Source organism: Pseudomonas putida (assembly GCF_026625125.1).
Taxonomy (GTDB): Bacteria; Pseudomonadota; Gammaproteobacteria; order Pseudomonadales; family Pseudomonadaceae; genus Aquipseudomonas; species Aquipseudomonas putida_X.
The window spans coordinates 2,817,438-2,834,191 of the sequence record NZ_CP113097.1 but is presented as its reverse complement, the minus strand read 5'-3'; the positions used below and the strand labels follow the sequence as shown (position 1 = coordinate 2,834,191).

General features: G+C 63.3%; 18 protein-coding genes and 1 pseudogene. 10 read left to right on the top strand and 9 right to left on the bottom strand.

Annotated features, from left to right (window positions below):
- Positions 1-7: 7 nt before the first annotated feature.
- A complete protein-coding gene (locus OSW16_RS13060) occupies positions 8-730 on the top strand; it encodes a DUF4198 domain-containing protein (RefSeq protein ID WP_267823723.1) in 723 nt (240 codons plus the stop codon).
- Positions 731-854: 124 nt separating this feature from the next.
- On the opposite strand, the gene OSW16_RS13055 is transcribed toward OSW16_RS13060, so the two are convergent.
- From OSW16_RS13055 to OSW16_RS13040, 4 genes are all read right to left on the bottom strand, one after another.
- Entirely contained in the window at positions 855-1,196 is a 342-nt protein-coding gene (locus tag OSW16_RS13055; protein WP_267823721.1) for a hypothetical protein, read from the bottom strand.
- Positions 1,197-1,262: 66 nt separating this feature from the next.
- Positions 1,263-2,138, bottom strand: coding sequence for a metal ABC transporter substrate-binding protein (locus OSW16_RS13050; RefSeq protein ID WP_267823719.1), 876 nt, complete (start codon positions 2,136-2,138; stop codon positions 1,263-1,265).
- A 9-nt stretch (positions 2,139-2,147) separates the two neighbouring features.
- Positions 2,148-3,008 carry a metal ABC transporter permease gene (locus tag OSW16_RS13045; protein ID WP_267823717.1) on the bottom strand — a complete coding sequence of 287 codons (861 nt, stop codon included), beginning with the start codon at positions 3,006-3,008 and terminating at the stop codon, positions 2,148-2,150.
- Positions 3,008-3,673, bottom strand: a complete 666-nt coding sequence (locus OSW16_RS13040; protein ID WP_267823715.1) for a metal ABC transporter ATP-binding protein — start codon at positions 3,671-3,673, stop codon at positions 3,008-3,010. The genes OSW16_RS13045 and OSW16_RS13040 overlap by 1 nt, the downstream gene beginning before the upstream one ends.
- A gap of 344 nt (positions 3,674-4,017) precedes the next feature.
- Between OSW16_RS13040 and OSW16_RS13035 the strand changes: the two genes are divergently transcribed.
- The 7 genes from OSW16_RS13035 (at position 4,018) to OSW16_RS13005 (ending at position 11,815) form a co-directional block, all read left to right on the top strand.
- Positions 4,018-4,407, top strand: a complete 390-nt coding sequence (locus tag OSW16_RS13035) for a DUF2946 family protein (protein ID WP_267823713.1) — start codon at positions 4,018-4,020, stop codon at positions 4,405-4,407.
- 66 nt (positions 4,408-4,473) lie between these two features.
- A complete protein-coding gene (locus OSW16_RS13030; RefSeq protein ID WP_267823710.1) occupies positions 4,474-6,627 on the top strand; it encodes a TonB-dependent receptor in 2,154 nt (717 codons plus the stop codon).
- A 5-nt stretch (positions 6,628-6,632) separates the two neighbouring features.
- Positions 6,633-8,108, top strand: coding sequence for a PepSY domain-containing protein (locus OSW16_RS13025; RefSeq protein WP_267823951.1), 1,476 nt, complete (start codon positions 6,633-6,635; stop codon positions 8,106-8,108).
- Positions 8,109-8,449: 341 nt separating this feature from the next.
- The gene (locus tag OSW16_RS13020) at positions 8,450-8,740 is read left to right on the top strand and encodes a c-type cytochrome (protein ID WP_267823708.1); all 291 of its coding nucleotides are present in this window, start codon (positions 8,450-8,452) and stop codon (positions 8,738-8,740) included.
- 182 nt (positions 8,741-8,922) lie between these two features.
- Complete coding sequence (locus OSW16_RS13015) at positions 8,923-9,303, top strand: DUF2946 family protein (RefSeq protein ID WP_267823706.1); 381 nt, start codon at positions 8,923-8,925, stop codon at positions 9,301-9,303.
- Between the two features lie 109 nt (positions 9,304-9,412).
- Complete coding sequence (locus OSW16_RS13010; protein ID WP_267823704.1) at positions 9,413-11,329, top strand: TonB-dependent receptor domain-containing protein; 1,917 nt, start codon at positions 9,413-9,415, stop codon at positions 11,327-11,329.
- A 54-nt stretch (positions 11,330-11,383) separates the two neighbouring features.
- The gene (locus tag OSW16_RS13005) at positions 11,384-11,815 is read left to right on the top strand and encodes a copper uptake system-associated protein (RefSeq protein WP_267823702.1); all 432 of its coding nucleotides are present in this window, start codon (positions 11,384-11,386) and stop codon (positions 11,813-11,815) included.
- A gap of 176 nt (positions 11,816-11,991) precedes the next feature.
- On the opposite strand, the gene cydB is transcribed toward OSW16_RS13005, so the two are convergent.
- The gene (cydB, locus tag OSW16_RS13000; protein WP_267823700.1) at positions 11,992-13,122 is read right to left on the bottom strand and encodes a cytochrome d ubiquinol oxidase subunit II; all 1,131 of its coding nucleotides are present in this window, start codon (positions 13,120-13,122) and stop codon (positions 11,992-11,994) included.
- A gap of 334 nt (positions 13,123-13,456) precedes the next feature.
- Here cydB and OSW16_RS12995 point away from each other — a divergent pair, with 334 nt between their 5' ends.
- Positions 13,457-13,945, top strand: a complete 489-nt coding sequence (locus OSW16_RS12995; protein ID WP_267823698.1) for a copper chaperone PCu(A)C — start codon at positions 13,457-13,459, stop codon at positions 13,943-13,945.
- A gap of 80 nt (positions 13,946-14,025) precedes the next feature.
- Here the strand turns inward: OSW16_RS12995 and OSW16_RS12990 are convergent.
- The 4 genes and pseudogenes from OSW16_RS12990 to OSW16_RS12975 all read right to left on the bottom strand — a co-directional run.
- Positions 14,026-14,271: pseudogene (locus tag OSW16_RS12990) on the bottom strand (LysR family transcriptional regulator); the annotation flags it as partial.
- Between the two features lie 72 nt (positions 14,272-14,343).
- Positions 14,344-14,919: a putative natural product biosynthesis protein gene (locus OSW16_RS12985; protein ID WP_241806930.1), complete on the bottom strand. Its 576-nt coding sequence runs from the start codon at positions 14,917-14,919 to the stop codon at positions 14,344-14,346.
- Positions 14,920-14,996: 77 nt separating this feature from the next.
- Positions 14,997-15,392, bottom strand: a complete 396-nt coding sequence (locus OSW16_RS12980; RefSeq protein WP_267823695.1) for a DUF2946 family protein — start codon at positions 15,390-15,392, stop codon at positions 14,997-14,999.
- Between the two features lie 160 nt (positions 15,393-15,552).
- Positions 15,553-15,930 (bottom strand): DUF2946 family protein, encoded by a 378-nt coding sequence (locus tag OSW16_RS12975; protein WP_267823693.1) that lies wholly within the window; start codon positions 15,928-15,930, stop codon positions 15,553-15,555.
- 368 nt (positions 15,931-16,298) lie between these two features.
- Between OSW16_RS12975 and OSW16_RS12970 the strand changes: the two genes are divergently transcribed.
- Complete coding sequence (locus OSW16_RS12970) at positions 16,299-16,706, top strand: DUF2946 family protein (protein ID WP_267823691.1); 408 nt, start codon at positions 16,299-16,301, stop codon at positions 16,704-16,706.
- Positions 16,707-16,754 lie beyond the last annotated feature (48 nt).

Genomic DNA, 16,754 nt, shown 5'->3' with positions numbered 1-16,754 from the left:
AATCATCATGCATCCATCGTTGAAAGTCGTCGCCCTGTTGACCCTGATGGTCAGCGTCAACGCAGGCGCCCACGGCCTGTGGACCGAGGAGCGACGCGGCAATATCGAGGTTGTGTACGGCCACGGCGCCGAGGATAACGCCTACAGGGCGCAGAAGATCAAGCGCGCCTGGGCGTTCGACGCGACCGGGGACATGGTCCCGGTCACCGTCGAGCGCCTGGCGGACCATGCTGTTCTGCAGCCGCTCACGCCGCCTGCGGCACTGGCCGTGCTGCTGGACAACGGGCCTTGGTCGCAGCGCCCGGACAAGCAGTGGGTCAATCAGGATCGCACCCACATCAAGGATGCGATCGCCTCCACCCACAGCTTCAAGTACAGCCTGGCGATCTACCAGAGCGGTGCTCGGCTGCCGAAACTGGACATGCTGCGTTTGGCGATCGTTCCCCTGAGCGATCCTCTGCAGGTCGGCCCGGGCAAGATGCTGGAAGTGCAGGTGCTGCTCGATGGCAAACCGGCTGCGGATATCCCGCTTGTGGGCGATTACCGGGGCGCCCCTCACCAGGTCAGCGCCACCACCGACCAGCAAGGCCGCGCACGTGTCACCGTTCGCAATGAAGGGCTCAACATCATCGCGGCTCAGGCTACCCTGCCGATGGCCGAAGGCAGCCCCGTTGCCCAGCAGAGCTTCTTCAGTTCGCTGACGTTCCTGGGTGAACCGCACCACGAGTGACGAAAGTAGCGTACCTCGGCCATCTCGGCCGAGGTACGGCAGGGATGTCAGGCCAAGGACCGACGGTCTTCACCGGATTGGAAGAAGCGGCGCCCGCCAACTACGCTGAATGTCTCAGCACTCGTTAAAGGCGTTCGAAATGGGTACCTGCAACCAGCATCCCCACCATGACCATCAGCACAAACCCGGCTGCGGCCACACTGCAATCGAGCACGATGGGCATATCGATTACCTGCACGACGGGCACTTGCATCACGTGCATGGCGACCATGTCGATGAACACACACTGGAAGCCAACGGCCAGAATCCCGACCGTTGCACCCCCGGCCACCAATGTGGCGGCCATGCTGCCGACCATACCCACGGCCCGGGCTGCGGGCATGAGGCGATCCCCCATGGTGATCATGTCGATTACCTGGTCGATGGCCACCTCCACCACCCGCACGGCGATCACTGCGACGACCACGGCCCGGTGACCGTGGTCAAATGACCGTTGCCCGTCTCCAGCCGGCAAGGGCTGGAGGCGCTGGCCTCACTGGCCTGCCAGCGCCTGGGTGAGGGTTTGCACATTCTGCCGATACATGCCCAGGTAGGTACTGGCAGGGCCTTCGGCGGCAAGTGCATCGGAATACAGCGTCCCACCTATCTTCGCTCCGGTATCGTCGGCAATCTGCTGCATCAGCCGGGAATCCTTGATGTTCTCGATAAACACGGCCTTGATCTTGTCGCGCTTGATCATCGAAATGATGCTGGCGACATCCTTGGCAGTAGGCTCCTGGTCGGTGGAAAGGCCTTGGGGTGCCAGGAACTCGATGCCGTAAGCCTGGCCCAGGTAACCGAAGGCATCATGCGAGGTAACGATACGCCGGTTGTTCGTCGGCAAGGCCGCGAAGCTTTTCTTCACCTCGGCCAGCAAGGCGTCGATCTGCTGCTGGTAGGCAGCCAGGTGGCTGCGATAGGCCTGCGCATTGCCGGGGTCAACCGCTTCCAGCGCCTTGGCAATATTGGCCGCGTAGATCTTGGCGTTGGCCAGGCTGTTCCAGGCATGGGGGTCGGGGATGGTCTGGCCCTCCTCGTCCAAGGTACGCGGAAGGATCCCCTGGCTAGCCCGGACGACCTGAGCCTGGGTGCCGGTGGTCTTGATCAGGCGGTCCAGCCAGGGCTCGAAATTCAGGCCGTTCTCCACCACCAGGCGCGCCTGCAACACGTGCCTGGCATCATCCGGCGTGGTTTCGTAGACATGCGCATCGCTGTCGGGCCCGACGATATTGATGACCTGTACCTGATCGCCACCGAGCTGTCGGGTGATATCGGCCAGAATACTGAAGCTGGTCACTACCTTGATGCGTTCGGCGGCAGACAGTAACGGTGACAGCAACAACATGAGCACAACGATCAACGGGCGCATAGCGGCTCCTCAGTGAGTGACAGGGGTGTAGTGACGACGCAGCAGCCCGCGGACCGGCCCCACCATCACCGACAGCAGGTAGGCACAGCCGGCCACGACGACGATCGCCGGGCCACAGGGCAGTGAGGCGTAGTAGGACAAGAGCAACCCCAGCCAGACCGAGCCCATGCCGATCAGCGCCGAAATGGCTATCAGCCAGGGCAGGCGCTGGCTCCAGAAACGTGCGGCGATGGCTGGCAGCATCATCAGGCCAACCACCATCAAGGCGCCGATGGCCTGGAAGCCAACCACCAGGTTGATGACCACCAGGCCCAGGAACACGCCATGGGCGATTGGCCCAAAGCGGCTGACGCTGCGCAGGAACAGGGGGTCGAGGCTGTCGAGCAGCAAAGGCCGGTAAATCAGGGCAAAAACCAAGAGACTGCCTACGGCTACCCACACCATGGTTTGCAAGGTCGCCTGATCGACCGCCAGGGCCGAGCCAAACAGCAACCCCAACAAGTCCAGGCGCTTGCCCGCCAGCCCGAGCAGCAGAACGCCCGAAGCCAGTGAAATCGGGTAAACCGCCGCCAGGCTTGCGTCCTCACGCAAACCGGTGTGCCGGCTCACCAGGGCTGAAAAGCCTGCCACCATCAAGCCCGCCACCAGGCCGCCCAGTGTCATGGCAACCACGGACAGCCCTGCCAGCCAAAAGCCCAAAGCAGCGCCCGGTAAAATGCCATGGGAAATGGCGTCACCGATCAGGCTCATACGCCGTACCACCAGGAATACCCCCAACGGCGCGACACTCAGCGCAAGGGTGAGCCCGCCGAACAGCGCACGGCGCATGAAAGCGAACTCGACGAACGGTGCCCATGCCATATCCAACATCACTGCACCTGCCCCAGTGCGGCACGCCCGATCACAGATTGACTGGGGCCGTATTGGCACCCCTCGCGGTCGATCAGCAGGCAATAGTCGGCCATCGCTTGCACGCGCGGCAGGTCATGACTGACCACCACCACTGTCTGGCCAGCTTTGTGCCAAGCGTCGATATGCCGCCAGAGCAACGCCTGCCCCGGCTTGTCCAGCGCCGAGTCCGGCTCGTCGAGCAGCAGCAGGTTGGCGTCGGTCAGGCTCAAGCGTGCCAGCAGCGCACGCTGCAGTTCGCCGCCGGAAAGCGCTTCGAGCGGGTGGGCTGCGAGCTTTTCGATTTCCCAGGCTTGCAATGCCTGGCGCAACCGCTGGCTGCGCTCCCGACGGTGCAGGCCTTGCCCCCAGAAGCCGCCACTGATCAACTCGCCCAGGCTGATGGGGAACTGCCGGTCAATGGCAGAGCGCTGGACCAGATAGCCAATTTTCGTGCCTTCGGCACTGATGCGAAGGCGCCCGGACAGAGGCTTCTGCAAGCCGGCAAGCACTTTCAAGAGGCTGCTTTTGCCAGCACCATTGGCCCCCACCACTGCAGTCAAACTACCCGCTGGCAGCGTGATGTTCAGGTGCGGGGTCAACGGGCGTTTGGCAGCCCCCCACAAGAGGTCTTGGCACAGAATCACGGGTGAGTTCCAAAACGAAAGGAATGACGCGGCCGGAAAACCCTGGCCTCACCCGCATAATGATATGTTATAACACGTCGAAAGCAACGCCTTTCTTTCTAGTCACAGCCTTTCAAACGATTGCAACTGAGTCGGCCCTGGCCGCCGCCAGAGGTAGAAAAGCGAGTGATTACCGCATACCAACAAAGCACTTTTTACTCGACATCCGTTGGGCTCGGGCAGCGAACTGCATCATTCGGTTGAATACTCACACCTTAAAAAACACCCTGTTCAGACGTTTCAGAAGATGTAGAATCGCGCCGCCACATCTAACCTGACAACCCAGTGCCATCCAGAGTACTGCCATGAAACTGGCCCGCCACACACGATCGCATGTCGCCTGGATGCTGTATTTCAGCATTCTGTTCGGCTCGTTGCTGTGCGCCATGGGCCATGGGCAGATGGCCGGGTTGCGCCTCGCCGGGTTGGATGACGCCGCCTGGTGCTCCGCCGACGCCAGCGGTTCTTTCAAAGCTGAGCAAGACACTGCCGACCCCATGCTGCCTGCCGGCGGTGACTGCGTGATCGCCAGCCTGTTCAGCGCCACGCTGCTGGCCGTATTTTTCGGCCTGCTGACCCTGCTCGCCGAACAGTCGGCCAGCCCCTTACCCAGCCAACCCACGCCACGCCTGCCCAAGCTGCGCTGGCCACGGGTGAACCCCCGCGCCTCTCCTGCTTCGCTTCCCGCGTTCTGACATCGCCCCCGAGCCACCCGACCGGCATCGGCGGTGCGTTCATCGATTTCAACCAGGAAGCCTCGCATGCTCCGCATGACCACTTTGGCGCTGCTCGTTGGCAGCGCAAACTGCGCCTGGGCGCAGGATGAAACCCTTACATTGCCATCCAGCACCATTACCGCCACCGCTGACCAATCCACCGAGGCCACGCGCCTGGACCTCGACCGCCCCATCGAAAGCGGCTCGCGCCTCAACCTCAGCGCACGTGAGAACCCTGCTTCGGTCAGTGTGGCCGACCGCAAGACCATGGAGCGTATCGGCGCGCGCAACTTCCAGGACGCCGCCAACGCACTGCCTGGCGTGAACGCCTCGGCGCCGCCAGGCTGGGGCGGCTATGTCTCGTACCGGGGTTTCAATGGCGCGCAGATCGGCCAGTTGTTCAACGGCATCAATTTGCAGTATGGCGGCGCAGCGCGCCCGGTGGGCGCCTGGATCTACGACCGCATCGAATTGCTCGGCGGGCCGTCCTCCTTCCTCAATGGCAGCGGTGCTGTCGGTGGCAGCCTGAACTTCATCACCCGGCTGGCAAGCCGAGACGAAGACACATTTGAAGGGCGCGTCAGTTATGGCCGCTTCGACACCACGGAAACCTCGGTCGGTTTCAACAAGACCCTGAACACAGGCGACGGCCCGCGCCATTACGCCCGTCTCGACTACAGCCGCACCAGCACCAACGGCTACATCGATCGCCAGGAGAATGGGGCCGGCAACCTGGCCTTTTCGCTGCTCAGCGACATCAACGACCAGCTCTCGCACACGCTGGCCATCGAATACCTGGAAGAGAAAGAAGACAGCCCCTACTGGGGCACTCCGGTATTGCAGCCACTGGTCGGCACCCTGCACATCGACAAGCACAACCGCTTCAACAACTACAACGTTGAAGACGGTCGCTACGAACAGCGCACTCGCTGGCTACGCTCGATCACCGACTACCGCTTCGACGACAATACCCAACTGCGCAATACCTTCTATCACTACAACGGCCAGCGCGATTACCGCAACCTCGAGGTGTATCGCTACAACGCCGACAACAGCGCCATCGCTCGCTCGGGCGGCTACCGCCAGCGTCACGACCAGGAGGTGAACGGCGACAGGGTCGAGCTGACCCATCAGGGTGAGCTGTTCGGCCTGGCCAGTGACTGGGCGTTCGGCATGGACTACAACACCAACCAGCAAACCAACTACCCGCTGTCCAAGGGCGCGTTCGACACGGTTGACCCCAATGGCTTCGAGCCAGGGCAATTCCTCGATATCCCCGGTATGGACGCGCCCATGGCCAAGGGACGCACCACCACCACCGACACCACCTCGGCCTTTGTCGAGAACCGTACCCGTCTGACGGATCAGCTGTCATTGATAACCGCCTTGCGCTACGACCACATCGATTTCGACGTCATCGACCACGTTGCGCGGGCCAAGCTGGACCGGCGCTGGGACGCAGTGACCGGTCGCCTGGGCCTGGTCTACGACCTGACCCCGAATGTCAGCCTCTATACCCAATACAGCACCTCGGCCGAGCCGCCGGGAGGCACTCTGACCAGTGCCTCGATCAGCCAAGTGGGCGACTTCGACCTGAGTACCGGGCGCCAGGTCGAAGTGGGCAGCAAGTTCGACTTCCTCGATGGCCGCGGTACGGCCACTGCAGCGGCTTACCGGATCGTGCGCAAGAACATCTCGGTGCCCTCCTCGACCGTGCCAAACACCACTGAGCAGGCAGGCCAGCAGACCTCTACCGGCATCGAACTGGCGGCTTCGTTCAAAGTCACGCCCAAGCTGCTGGCGGCAGGTAACTTCAGCTGGGTGAACGCCGAATACGACGAATTCAACGAGACCATCAGCGGTGTGGTGTATTCGCGCAAAGGCAAGAACCCGGTGAACATCCCTGATCGGGTGGCCAATCTCTGGCTGACCTACGACCTCGCCCCCGGCTGGCAAGTCGGCGCCGACGCCCGTTATGTGTCGTCGGTGTACGCCAACACCGCTAATACCTCGTCGGTACCGTCCTACACCGTTTACGGGCTTTCCATGACCCACGACCTGGACAAGCACGTGCAAATCAGCGCGCGGTTGCGAAACCTGACCGACGAGGTCTACGCCCGGTTCATCCACCAGACCAATACCCAGTACTACCTGGGTGAGCCGCGCAGCCTGGAAGTCGCCGTGCAGTGGCGGTACTGATGAGCATGAAGCGCCAGCTCTACCTGTGGCATCGCTGGCTGGGAATCGTCGCCTGCCTGTTCATGGCGCTGTGGTTCGTCTCTGGGGTGGTCATGCTGTATGTCGGCTACCCCAAGCTGACACCGGCCGAACGCCTTGCCCACCTGCCGGCGTTGCCTGCGGGTTGCTGCGCCGAGTTACCCGAGCAGTGGGCGCAGCGGCCTCTGAAAGCGCTGCGCCTGACCAGCCTGGGTGGGCGGCCGTATTACCTGTTGGAATTGGCCGATGGCCGCCGCGTCGCGCTCGACGCTGCCAGCGGCCAGCCCCTGGCGCAGGTCGACGCCGGCTGGGCGCTGGAAAGCGCGCGGCAGTATGCAGGCGAGGTCGGGGTGGCGTACCGGGGCACGGTGGACGAGGACATGTGGACCCACTCCACCGCCTTGGACAGCGACCGCCCCTTGCACCGGGTGCAGGTCGACGATGCAGCCGGTACCTGGCTGTACCTGTCCGGACGTACTGCAGAAGTGGTGCGTGACGTCACAGCCCCGGAGCGCGCCTGGAACTGGGTCGGGGCCTGGCTGCATTGGCTCTACCCGCTACGCGGCGGGTTTGGGTTCAGCAACGGCTGGCGCACCCTGGTAATCGGGCTGTCTCTGGCCGCAACGATCATGGCGCTGCTGGGCATGGCTGTCGGCATCTTGCGCCTGCGGCTGCGCAAGCGCTATCGCAGTGGCTCGTGCAGCCCTTATCCCGGCGGTTGGCTGCGCTGGCACCATATAGGTGGGTTACTGTTCGGTGGGATGTTGGTGCTGTGGATATTCAGCGGATTCATGTCGATGCGCCCCTGGGGCCTCACCGACAGCCGCTCGCAACTGGCCACCCAGGCTCTGCATCAAGGGCCGCTACGTGCGGTGGACATCGGCCAGCCAGTGGCTCAGGCCTTGGCCCGCCTGCACAAGATACCTGGGTTCGCCCCTGTGGAACTGCAGTGGCAACGCCTTGGCGCTGACACCTTTCTGGTGGCCCGCGATGCCGTGGGCGATAGTCGGATTCTGGAGGCCGACGCGGCACCCGTACGGCAGTTGTCCGAGCAACGCCTGCTCAACGCTGCCCACGCGATGGCGGCAGGCATCCCGGTGCATACCCATTGGCAGCGCCACTACGACGCCTACTACTTCGCCCGCGACCCGCAGAGCATGTATGGCTCCCAGCGCCGCCCGTTGCCGGTGCTGCGCCTGCGATTCGACGATGCCGCCAGCACTTGGGTCTACCTTGATCCGGCCAGCGGGGAGATGGTGGCCAGCCACGATACCAGGCAACGCACCGGCCGCTGGCTGTTCAATCTCTTGCACAGCTGGGACCTGCAACCCCTGCTGCAAAGGCCGGCGTTACGCGAAAGCCTGATCATCGCCTTGAGCATCGGCGGCCTGGTGATCTCGCTAAGTGGAATCATCTTAGGCTGGCGCAGGCTACGTCGCTCCACAGTTCGAGCCCGCGGTTGAACGGCTTTGGCAGCGGCGATCTGCTGGGCGCCCACTTGGCCAGCGTCAAGGTGCTCGCGGCCTGAAATTTCAACTGAGCACCTGAAAAGACAAAAGCCGGGGCGTTGATACGCCCCGGCTTTTGTTTGACCCGATGAAAACCCTGCCAAGAGTCAAACATCGGATCGACTTCAACGTAGCACGGCCTCGGCTCAACGCCGCCCTGCGACATCCTGCCGCACCCCATGCACCAACCAGGCAGGTAAGCCTTGGCAGCCCGGGGTGCGGCAGGGTGTCGCACCTGACAGGCATGCGTACTCCCATAGACTCTGCCTTCCAATAAAAAACCTGAGAGGTCGGTCATGAAAAAAACACTGGCAATGCTTGCTTGCCTGGCAACCGCCAGCCTGGCTCAAGCGGCCCAGGACCCGGAGGCAGTGTTCAACCGCGCGTGCCAGATGTGCCACAACGGCCAACTGCCCACGGCACCGAAAAAAGGTGACCACGAGGCCTGGAAGCCACGGCTGGCCAAAGGCAACGAGGTACTGGTCAAGCACGTCACCGAAGGCTTCAACGCCATGCCGCCGCGCGGCCTGTGCATGGATTGCACCGCAGACGACTACAAGGCCGTGATCGACTACATGTCCAAGTGATTGGCGTACCAGGGCCGCCTTCAGCAAGGCGCGCCCTTGGTAACCGCCTACACAGGGTCAGTGCGGCGGTATCTCGGAGCCAAATTCAGGTGCGGCAGGCTGTCGCACCCTGCGTAAACAGCAAGCGTTGCTAGACTCGCGCACCGCACCATTTCAACCGCCGCAGTCATCGAGCAAGGGATATGCACCGATCAGCAGGACGTCGTCACGCCTACGCCTGGCTCCTTTACGCCAGCGTGCTGTTTGCCGTGCTGCACTGCGGGCTCGGCCACGGCCAGACCAGCGGCCTGACGCTCAATGGCGCAGGTAGCGCCTTCTGCGGCCACGCCGGGGTCCCGCCCGGTCCGCTTGGCTTCGCGCCAAGGCTGGGTGACACCTTGGCCGCAGGCGCTACGCTCGATTGCCCCTTGTGCAGCCACACCGGCCTGGCATTGATGCCCCTGCTGCGCGACCTTCCGGTCGCCCGGGTGACACCTGACAGTTCCCTGCCCGCCTCCCCTGCAGCCTGGCCTCGTCGCCTTTGGCCTGCAGTCAACCCCCGCGCCTCACCCGCCCTGACCTGAATCAACCCAATAGCCTCACCACGCCCCCGGCTCTATACACATGGGGATGTCGCCTGGCGCGTGGACTACGGCTCGCCTTGCCACTTTTGCATTCAGGAATACCCAGAGCATGAAGAACAAGACAATCTGCTGCGCTGCTGCACTCGCGTTATCCAGTGGTGCCACGCTGGCCCAGACCAACACGGTGGAGTTGGCCGAAACCTCGGTGGTCGGGACCTCGGTCATCGACCAGAACAACGTCGATAGCTTCGGCAGCTTGACCACCGTGGTAGGCCAGGAGCAAATCCGCGACCTCAACGCCCTCGACCTGTCCTCGGCCCTGCGTCGTACACCCGGCGTAGTGGTGTCGCGCTTCAACCCGGTAGGCTCGTTCGGCGGTGCCGAAGGCGGTGCGGTGTACATCCGCGGCATGGGTGCCAGCCGCCCGGGCAGCGAGATCAAGACCTACATCGACGGCGTTCCGTTCTACATGGGCGTCTGGGGCCACCCGTTGCTCGACTTGCTGCCGATCAACGCGATGCAGAGCATCAGCGTGTACAAAGGCCCGCAGCCGCAGAAGTTCGGCAACACCTTCGCGGCCATCGACCTGACGCCCAAGGTTGCCGAGCAGGGCGACAACCACCATGGGGAGCTGCAACTCACCGGCGGCAGCTTCCGCACAGCCACCGAACAAGCCAGCCTGATTGGCCGGGAAGGCGATTTTGATTACCTGCTGGCCCAGGGTGCGGCCCACTCCGACGGTGACCGCAGTGACGGTGATGGCCGGCTGAACAATGGCATGGCGCGCTTGGGTTACCGGCTGAATGAGAACTGGAGTACCGGGTTGCTGCTGCTGCATGCCAATAACCAGGTCTCTGACCCCGGGCAGAAAGGCCTGCCGGAAACCAAGAATGGCGAGTTCAATACCCGCGGCACACTCGCTTCGCTGTCCTTGGCGCACAATCACGAATGGGGCGATGGCAGCCTAAAGGTCTACCACAACGAAGGCCGAGGTTCGGCCCTTGACCAGACCGGCCTGGACGGCGACACCATCAGTGACTTCACGCTCCAAGGCATTCGCTGGGAAGAACAGCTGCGCCCCTGGCAAGGCGGCGAAGTGGCCTTGGGCCTGGACATCGACGAGAGCAAGGGCGAGGTCCACTTCAAGCGCATCGCCCCGGCGCCACAAGCGAAGTTCGATGCGCCCACCCTGCGCGTGACATCGCCGCACCTCGCCGTCAGCCATGCCTTTGCCCTCAACGACACCTGGACCTTGACCCCCTCGGTCGGCGTACGCACGTATGAGCACAATGTGTTCGACAACGCCACCGCCCCGCACGCAGGCCTGTTGCTGTCATCGAGCAATGTCGAGTTCCGTGCCAACGCCTCGCGCGGCATCAACTACCCCGGCCTGGAAGCCTCGGTGATGTCGAGCCTGATCCCGGCGCTGGGTGAAACCTGGAAGGACCTGAAGCCCGAGAAAGTCGACCACCAGGAACTGGGCGTGCGCTTCAACCCCATCGACAGCGCCACCCTGGACCTCGCGGTGTTCAAGGACAAGCTGCAGGACCGCTATCTGTTCGCCTTCCCGCCGGCCGTGTCGAGCCCCTCCTACATCAACCTGGGTGACTACGACATCAAGGGTACCGAAGCCACCTGGCAGCAGCGCTGGACCAGCAATTGGAGCAGCTTCGTCGGCTTCACCTGGCTCGATCCGTCCCTCAAGACCCTGCCCTACGCGCCGCAGAAATCGCTGTCGCTGGGCACCACCTACGAGACCGGGCCTTGGCGCCTGTCGGCTGATGCGCAGTACCAGAAAGACATGTACGTGCTGGCCGAGGAACGCACCGCCGGCGCCAGCAACTTCTCCAAAGTCGATAGCTTCACCGTGGTCAACATGCGCGTCGGTTACGCCGTACCCGCACTGGGCAAGGTGGGCGAAGTGTTCGTCGCCGTGGAGAACCTGTTCGACCGTGACTACGCCTACCGTACCAACTACCCGATGCCCGGTACTTCGGCGCAACTGGGTGTGAAGATGGGCTTCTGAGCCCGCCACCGGAAGCTGCCGACAGCAGTCGGCAGCCTTACAAGGAACAAGCACATGAAAGCACCGATCCTTGCGCTGCTGCTGGCCTGCAGCCCGCTGCTGGCCGTGGCCGATACCGCCAGCGAGCAGCAGAGCATTCAGCACCTGATGCGACACAACTTCGAACGCCCGGATGCGCCACTGGACGTTGGCCCGGTTACCATCCAGGGCGAGCATGCGGTAGCCGGCTGGTTGCAAGACCAGCGCGGCGGCCGTGCCTTGTTGCGTAAAGGGCCTCACGGCTGGCGCGTGGTGCTGTGCGCCGGCGATTCACTGCTCGACCCGGCAACCCTGCACAGCGCCGGGCTCAGTGAACAGGACGCGGCCCAACTGAGCCAGGCAGTGCGCCAGGCCGAAAGTGCTCAACCCGCCGAGCGGGTCAAGCAGTTCGCGCTGTTCCAAGGCGTGGTCAAGGTCGACAAGGACGCTGCCCACGGCAATCACTGATGAACAACCCGGGGGCTTTCAGGCCCCCGTCCGGTTGTGGTACAGCGATACCTTGCGGGCACAACTGGTCCAGGCAATGGCCAGGGAGTTTGCGCGCACATTCGCAGTTGGTTCACGATGGCAGGGTTCGGAGTTTGCCAGAGATAATCTCGAGGCATGACGCTCGAATGCGTGATTCACGCAATGCGTTCATCGCCCTGGATCGAGCAAAGCGCATGGCGTTGGCGTTTTCCAACTCGCTTCGATGGCTCGATCAGCAGGTGCGAGCCCTTGAGGCTGACACCCAGGGTGTAAGCCAGCAACATCGGTAGCAGCACACTGGCAACAATCAGCAAAGTCCCCAAGGTTCTTTCGTCACCGGCCGCGCTCCATAGCGTCATGCTGGCAGACACTTGCACGCTGGAAGGCAAGATCAAAGGGAATAACGCGAGCCCCACACTGCATAGCACTGCCCCCACCGTCAGGCCACTGCCCAATAGCGCCAGGCTAGACCGGCCATTGGCGCAAGCGAACAGACTGATGACAGTGCCAGACAAGGCAAACAGTGGTGCCAGAACAGCTGCAGGCCAGGCCTGAAAATTGTCCAGCCAGCCAGGGTTGTTGGCCAGCACCACCCAGGTGCCAGGCCCGCACAGGGTAGCGGAACGCTCCACCGCCCACACACTGTAGCCGCGCGCATTCGTTGCCAGCCATATCGCAGCCACTATGAAACTGGCCAGGAACATAACGCCTGCAACGCCTGCGACCCGGCTTGCAGGCTGATACCAGCCGCCGCCGCCGCGCTGCATTACCCAGGCAGCGCCAAACTGGCAAACCATCGCCAGGCTCACCACGCCTGTAAGCAAGGCGAACGGACTGAACAGGCCGCCCACGCTCCCGTGAAACTGTATTCCCGCCTGGCCACAGCGACTCAATGGCAACCCAAGAAGCACGTTGCCCAGCATGCCCCCCAGCAGAACTGCCGGCAGCAGGCCGACTGCCAGCACGCGCCAGGCTTGTCGTGGCCGGGCGGCTTGCGAGGCAGATCGGCGCAACAGTACCAGCAGGCCCAACAGGCCCGTCATCAGGCAGGCCAGGCCACCGAGCGATGGCCAGACCAGCGCAAGGGTGAAACTCAGGGCCAGCAACCACAGCAGGTTGATATGCGCTGGCGCCGCCGGTGCTTGCGGCAGCGGGTCGCCACTTCGACCCGACAACCACGGCACCAGTACCCGCGCGCCCACGTCCAGGCTTTCGCCCAGCATAAAACTGATCAGCATTACGCCAATCAGTAGCCACCAGACGATTTTCAGCAGTTCATGGTCCATGACGGCTCTCTCGGCTCGAAAGAAAGCGGCCCGCCCAAAGGCGGGGGGCGTTGCGGGTCGCCTGGCGTGCAGCGTGAAGGGGACGAAGGAATACAGGCGCCGACCATGCTAGGCGCTGTCTGCTGCCCGCCCAACTGCGACAGCTCGTCGCATGTCGCGCAACGCGCTGACTGCACGGGCGTCGAGCAGTGGCTTTGGGCTCGCTGCGGCAGTCTGTCGCACCACAACGTGCCGGCACCACACCTGCCACGCCCTCATACAGCACCGACTATGCTATTTGACCAGGCGTCCTTCATACACAAGGCTGGCGCCGCCAATCAACAAGGAGTTCCTGATGAAACCACTCGCGCTCAAAGGCTTGCGCAAGGCCAATGGCCTCCTGTTCGGTTTGTTAATGACGAGCTTCGCCAGCACCGCCCTGGCTCAGGTCGAAGTGAAGGTGGAGGCCCCCTGGGTCAGGGCCACGGTACCCAGCCAGCCCGCCACCGGAGCCTTCATGCGCCTTACCGCCAACGAGGACGTCAAGCTCGTTCGGGTCAGTTCACCCGTGGCCGCCAAGACGGAGCTGCACGAGATGACCATGAAGGACGGCGTAATGACCATGAAGCCATTGGCGAGCCTGTCACTGCCAGCGGGCCAGCCAGTGGTGCTGGACACCCACGGCTACCACATCATGCTGATCAACCCCAAAGAGCAGATCAAGGAAGGCGCCACTGTGCCGCTGACCCTGACCGTGGTCGATGACGCGGGTAACGAAACCTCGGTCAAGGTCGATGCGCCTGTGCGCCCGTTGGCCAGCGGCGAAGACGACCTACCCGATTAACAAGCGCCCAGTTGGAGCGCTGCGCCCGTTCGGGTGTTGGCCTGCCCGTTCGTGGGCAAGTCCAGTGTGTGGCGGTGTATCTCGTTCTCTGCGGTATCCACCAGTTCGAGGATAACCCGGCAGCGCTTCAAGTAACGGTTGCCGGCTTCGGTCAGGGCGATGCGGCGGGTCGTGCGGTTCAACAAGCGAATATGCAGATGCGCCTCCAGGTTGGAGAGCATCCGGGAAACGCTGGCGGTGGTGGTGTCGAGGCGTTCGGCCGCGCCGGTCAGGCTGCCGGCCTGAACCACGCAACTGAACGCGCGCATGGCTTGGAGTATGTCCATCGTCGGTCTCTCGCTAAGCATTCAACGAATAGGAAAACGGGCGGCGCAACGCCGCCCCTGTGCCGCCCTGCCTTAGCCAGGTACCGGCAACCAACGCCGGAAGCTGCTCTGGCCTTTGGCGCTGAGTGGGCTCCAGGAAAATTCCCAAGGGGGTGACGGCAAGTCTTCGTCCGCCTGGGAGGCTGGCAGCGCCGGCCGTACGCCGGTTTTCCACTCCACGACCCGTTCGCCCATAGGCTGCCAGGCCAGCACCAAGCCACGGGCCTGAGACACATCAGTCGCCACCCACAAGGCGGCCGCGGCCACCATGAAGGCCTCGATGTGCTCCTCAGTCACACGCGCTTGGTAGGGGGAGCTCAGCAACCAGCGGCAAACGCTGATGTAATACGTCCAATCCAGCGCCGGATGGTGCCGGTAGGCCCACGTCATGAAGCGTCGGAACAACTCAAGACCCTCAGGCGGGTCGAGCTTCAGCAAGCTTGGGCAGACATCGAATAGCGTGTGCCAGTAAGGCAACAGGCGCGCATCGAGGTTGACGAAACTGCGGGCGTTGCAGGGGTAATCGGGAAACGGCAACAGGAAGTCGCCCGCGCGCGACGGGCGAATGGAGGGCTCCAGCAACGCTGAAGCGGTCAGGGTGCGAGACATCGTGTGCTCCTGGGTACGGCTAGCCATCGGCAGGCCGACGCCCCGCTTCCAGCGGGTGCGGCCTGGGTCCTTGCGGGTCAGGCGATCGACGTCGGGGAGGCACGGGGGTTGATCGACGGCCAGCAGTGCCGCGGTGAATGCACCAGAACGGCGGGCTGCTGGTCGACCGGCAGCACGGGCAGCACGAAGCCGGCCAGGATCAACGAGGCAGGCAGAGGTGCAGGGCCGCCCTGGGCGCAACAGCAATGCCCCGGGGCGGACGTCTTCGGGCTGAGGTTGCCGTCCTTGTCCGGCATGGCCGGCTGAACGCCGCCCGACGAGCAATAACTGCCCGCCAGCAACTGCGCCAGGCTCAGGTCGCCCAGGGTACTGGCCATGGGCAATGCCAATACCTTGAGCAGCATGGCAAGCAACGCGGCGACCCAGAGGCTATCCCAGGTGCGTGCGCGCAGGCCGCAATGGCGCATGTTCATGCCTCGCCAGGTAGCGCGGGCGTGGAGATTCGACAGGTCATGAGGGCTTACCTCCAACGACGGCCAAACCAACCGGCAGGTGCATGCTTGAGCATGCACCGTAGATCCGGCGTGTTAATGGCAGGCACTGGCCCGCCACGGCGCCTAGGCGCAGGTAGCGTCAGAGAGGTGAAGCGCGAGGGTTGGATGAGGGCCAGCAATAACGCGGCGGGGCATGGCTGCGTACTTCACGCAGGATTGGCCGGCGCTCGCTGCTGGCCAGCAGCCAGCCGACAGCGATGAGAAAGACCAGGGTAAGAAAAGCCGCCGAGCCCATCGGGCAACTGAACGGAATGCTCAAGTCGCTCGCCAGGGCGCCGTCCTGCTTGGCCTTCAGAGGGGCGGTATCGCCACCCAAGCTGCAGAACGCGCCGCCGAATCCATTCAGCGCCAGCCCCACTGCCTGCCCGTGGGCCAGGCCACAGCCAAGTACATTGAACAGGACACAGAAGTACAGTGCCCAGGCAACGAGGGGTCGGTTTGAAGGCAGACGGTTCATGGGCGGCGACTTTAGCATCGAAACCGGCCCCGTAGAAGCTTCAGCGGTGGCCTGCCCCGTCTGCGACAAGCCGCCACACTTGGCGCAGTTGGACGCCATTGGCCAATGCGGGTGGCCCCCAGGGACAGATTGTCACAGTTGGTCAGACCCACCACGGTCCTTACAGTGGCGCCGCCATCGCAATGGCTCGGTGCAATCCCACGCAGACAACAGCGCAGAGCCGGCCAGGACGCTCCCAAGGTGGCCGCCGGCATGCGCAGTCATTGAGCCTTCGGTGGGGTGCGCCTGCGACAAAATGGCGCACCGCTGAACTTTTACAGCCCGCAACAGATGCGGCTTAATGCACGCCTTACCCGTCCGGGGGTTTCATGACGATACGTGCTCGCGCACATTTTTGCCTCCTCGCCTGTCTCGCCATGCTGTTCAACCTGCTGGCGATGCCGCTCGACCGTGCCTTGCAAACACCCCGCATCGACAGCCAATCGCTGATTCTCGGCAGCTTCTGCAGCCTGCACGGTGCGCAGAGCCTGCCCAAATCGTTGCTGGCCCAGCTCAAAGCCGAACTGCCGCAACTCGGCGATCAGTCCGAGACGAAACACCCGGCAGGCGACTGCTGCTGTGGTCATGCCGGCCATGCCATGTTGGCCAGCGACCATTATCGCCACCTCTATCCCCGCTACTGGCCCGACGCGCTGCTGCTCGGCGCCAGCCACACGCTGTTGCTGCCGCGCGAGCAGTGGCCAAAGCTCAACCCGCGTGCCTCTCCCCTGGCCTGACCTGTCGTTGCTTGCCCACGGCTGCACCGTGACCTTCGGTGCGCAGCC

What these genes read in the sequence shown, in the direction of transcription:
- OSW16_RS13060 (WP_267823723.1), top strand. Translation starts at nt 8, where the DNA reads ATGCATCCATCGTTGAAAGTCGTCGCCCTGTTGACCCTGATGGTCAGC.
- OSW16_RS13050 (WP_267823719.1), bottom strand. Translation starts at nt 2,138, where the DNA reads ATGCGCCCGTTGATCGTTGTGCTCATGTTGTTGCTGTCACCGTTACTG.
- OSW16_RS13045 (WP_267823717.1), bottom strand. Translation starts at nt 3,008, where the DNA reads ATGTTGGATATGGCATGGGCACCGTTCGTCGAGTTCGCTTTCATGCGC.
- OSW16_RS13035 (WP_267823713.1), top strand. Translation starts at nt 4,018, where the DNA reads ATGAAACTGGCCCGCCACACACGATCGCATGTCGCCTGGATGCTGTAT.
- OSW16_RS13030 (WP_267823710.1), top strand. Translation starts at nt 4,474, where the DNA reads ATGCTCCGCATGACCACTTTGGCGCTGCTCGTTGGCAGCGCAAACTGC.
- OSW16_RS13025 (WP_267823951.1), top strand. Translation starts at nt 6,633, where the DNA reads ATGAAGCGCCAGCTCTACCTGTGGCATCGCTGGCTGGGAATCGTCGCC.
- OSW16_RS13020 (WP_267823708.1), top strand. Translation starts at nt 8,450, where the DNA reads ATGAAAAAAACACTGGCAATGCTTGCTTGCCTGGCAACCGCCAGCCTG.
- OSW16_RS13015 (WP_267823706.1), top strand. Translation starts at nt 8,923, where the DNA reads ATGCACCGATCAGCAGGACGTCGTCACGCCTACGCCTGGCTCCTTTAC.
- OSW16_RS13010 (WP_267823704.1), top strand. Translation starts at nt 9,413, where the DNA reads ATGAAGAACAAGACAATCTGCTGCGCTGCTGCACTCGCGTTATCCAGT.
- OSW16_RS13005 (WP_267823702.1), top strand. Translation starts at nt 11,384, where the DNA reads ATGAAAGCACCGATCCTTGCGCTGCTGCTGGCCTGCAGCCCGCTGCTG.
- cydB (WP_267823700.1), bottom strand. Translation starts at nt 13,122, where the DNA reads ATGGACCATGAACTGCTGAAAATCGTCTGGTGGCTACTGATTGGCGTA.
- OSW16_RS12995 (WP_267823698.1), top strand. Translation starts at nt 13,457, where the DNA reads ATGAAACCACTCGCGCTCAAAGGCTTGCGCAAGGCCAATGGCCTCCTG.
- OSW16_RS12985 (WP_241806930.1), bottom strand. Translation starts at nt 14,919, where the DNA reads ATGTCTCGCACCCTGACCGCTTCAGCGTTGCTGGAGCCCTCCATTCGC.
- OSW16_RS12980 (WP_267823695.1), bottom strand. Translation starts at nt 15,392, where the DNA reads ATGAACATGCGCCATTGCGGCCTGCGCGCACGCACCTGGGATAGCCTC.
- OSW16_RS12975 (WP_267823693.1), bottom strand. Translation starts at nt 15,930, where the DNA reads ATGAACCGTCTGCCTTCAAACCGACCCCTCGTTGCCTGGGCACTGTAC.
- OSW16_RS12970 (WP_267823691.1), top strand. Translation starts at nt 16,299, where the DNA reads ATGACGATACGTGCTCGCGCACATTTTTGCCTCCTCGCCTGTCTCGCC.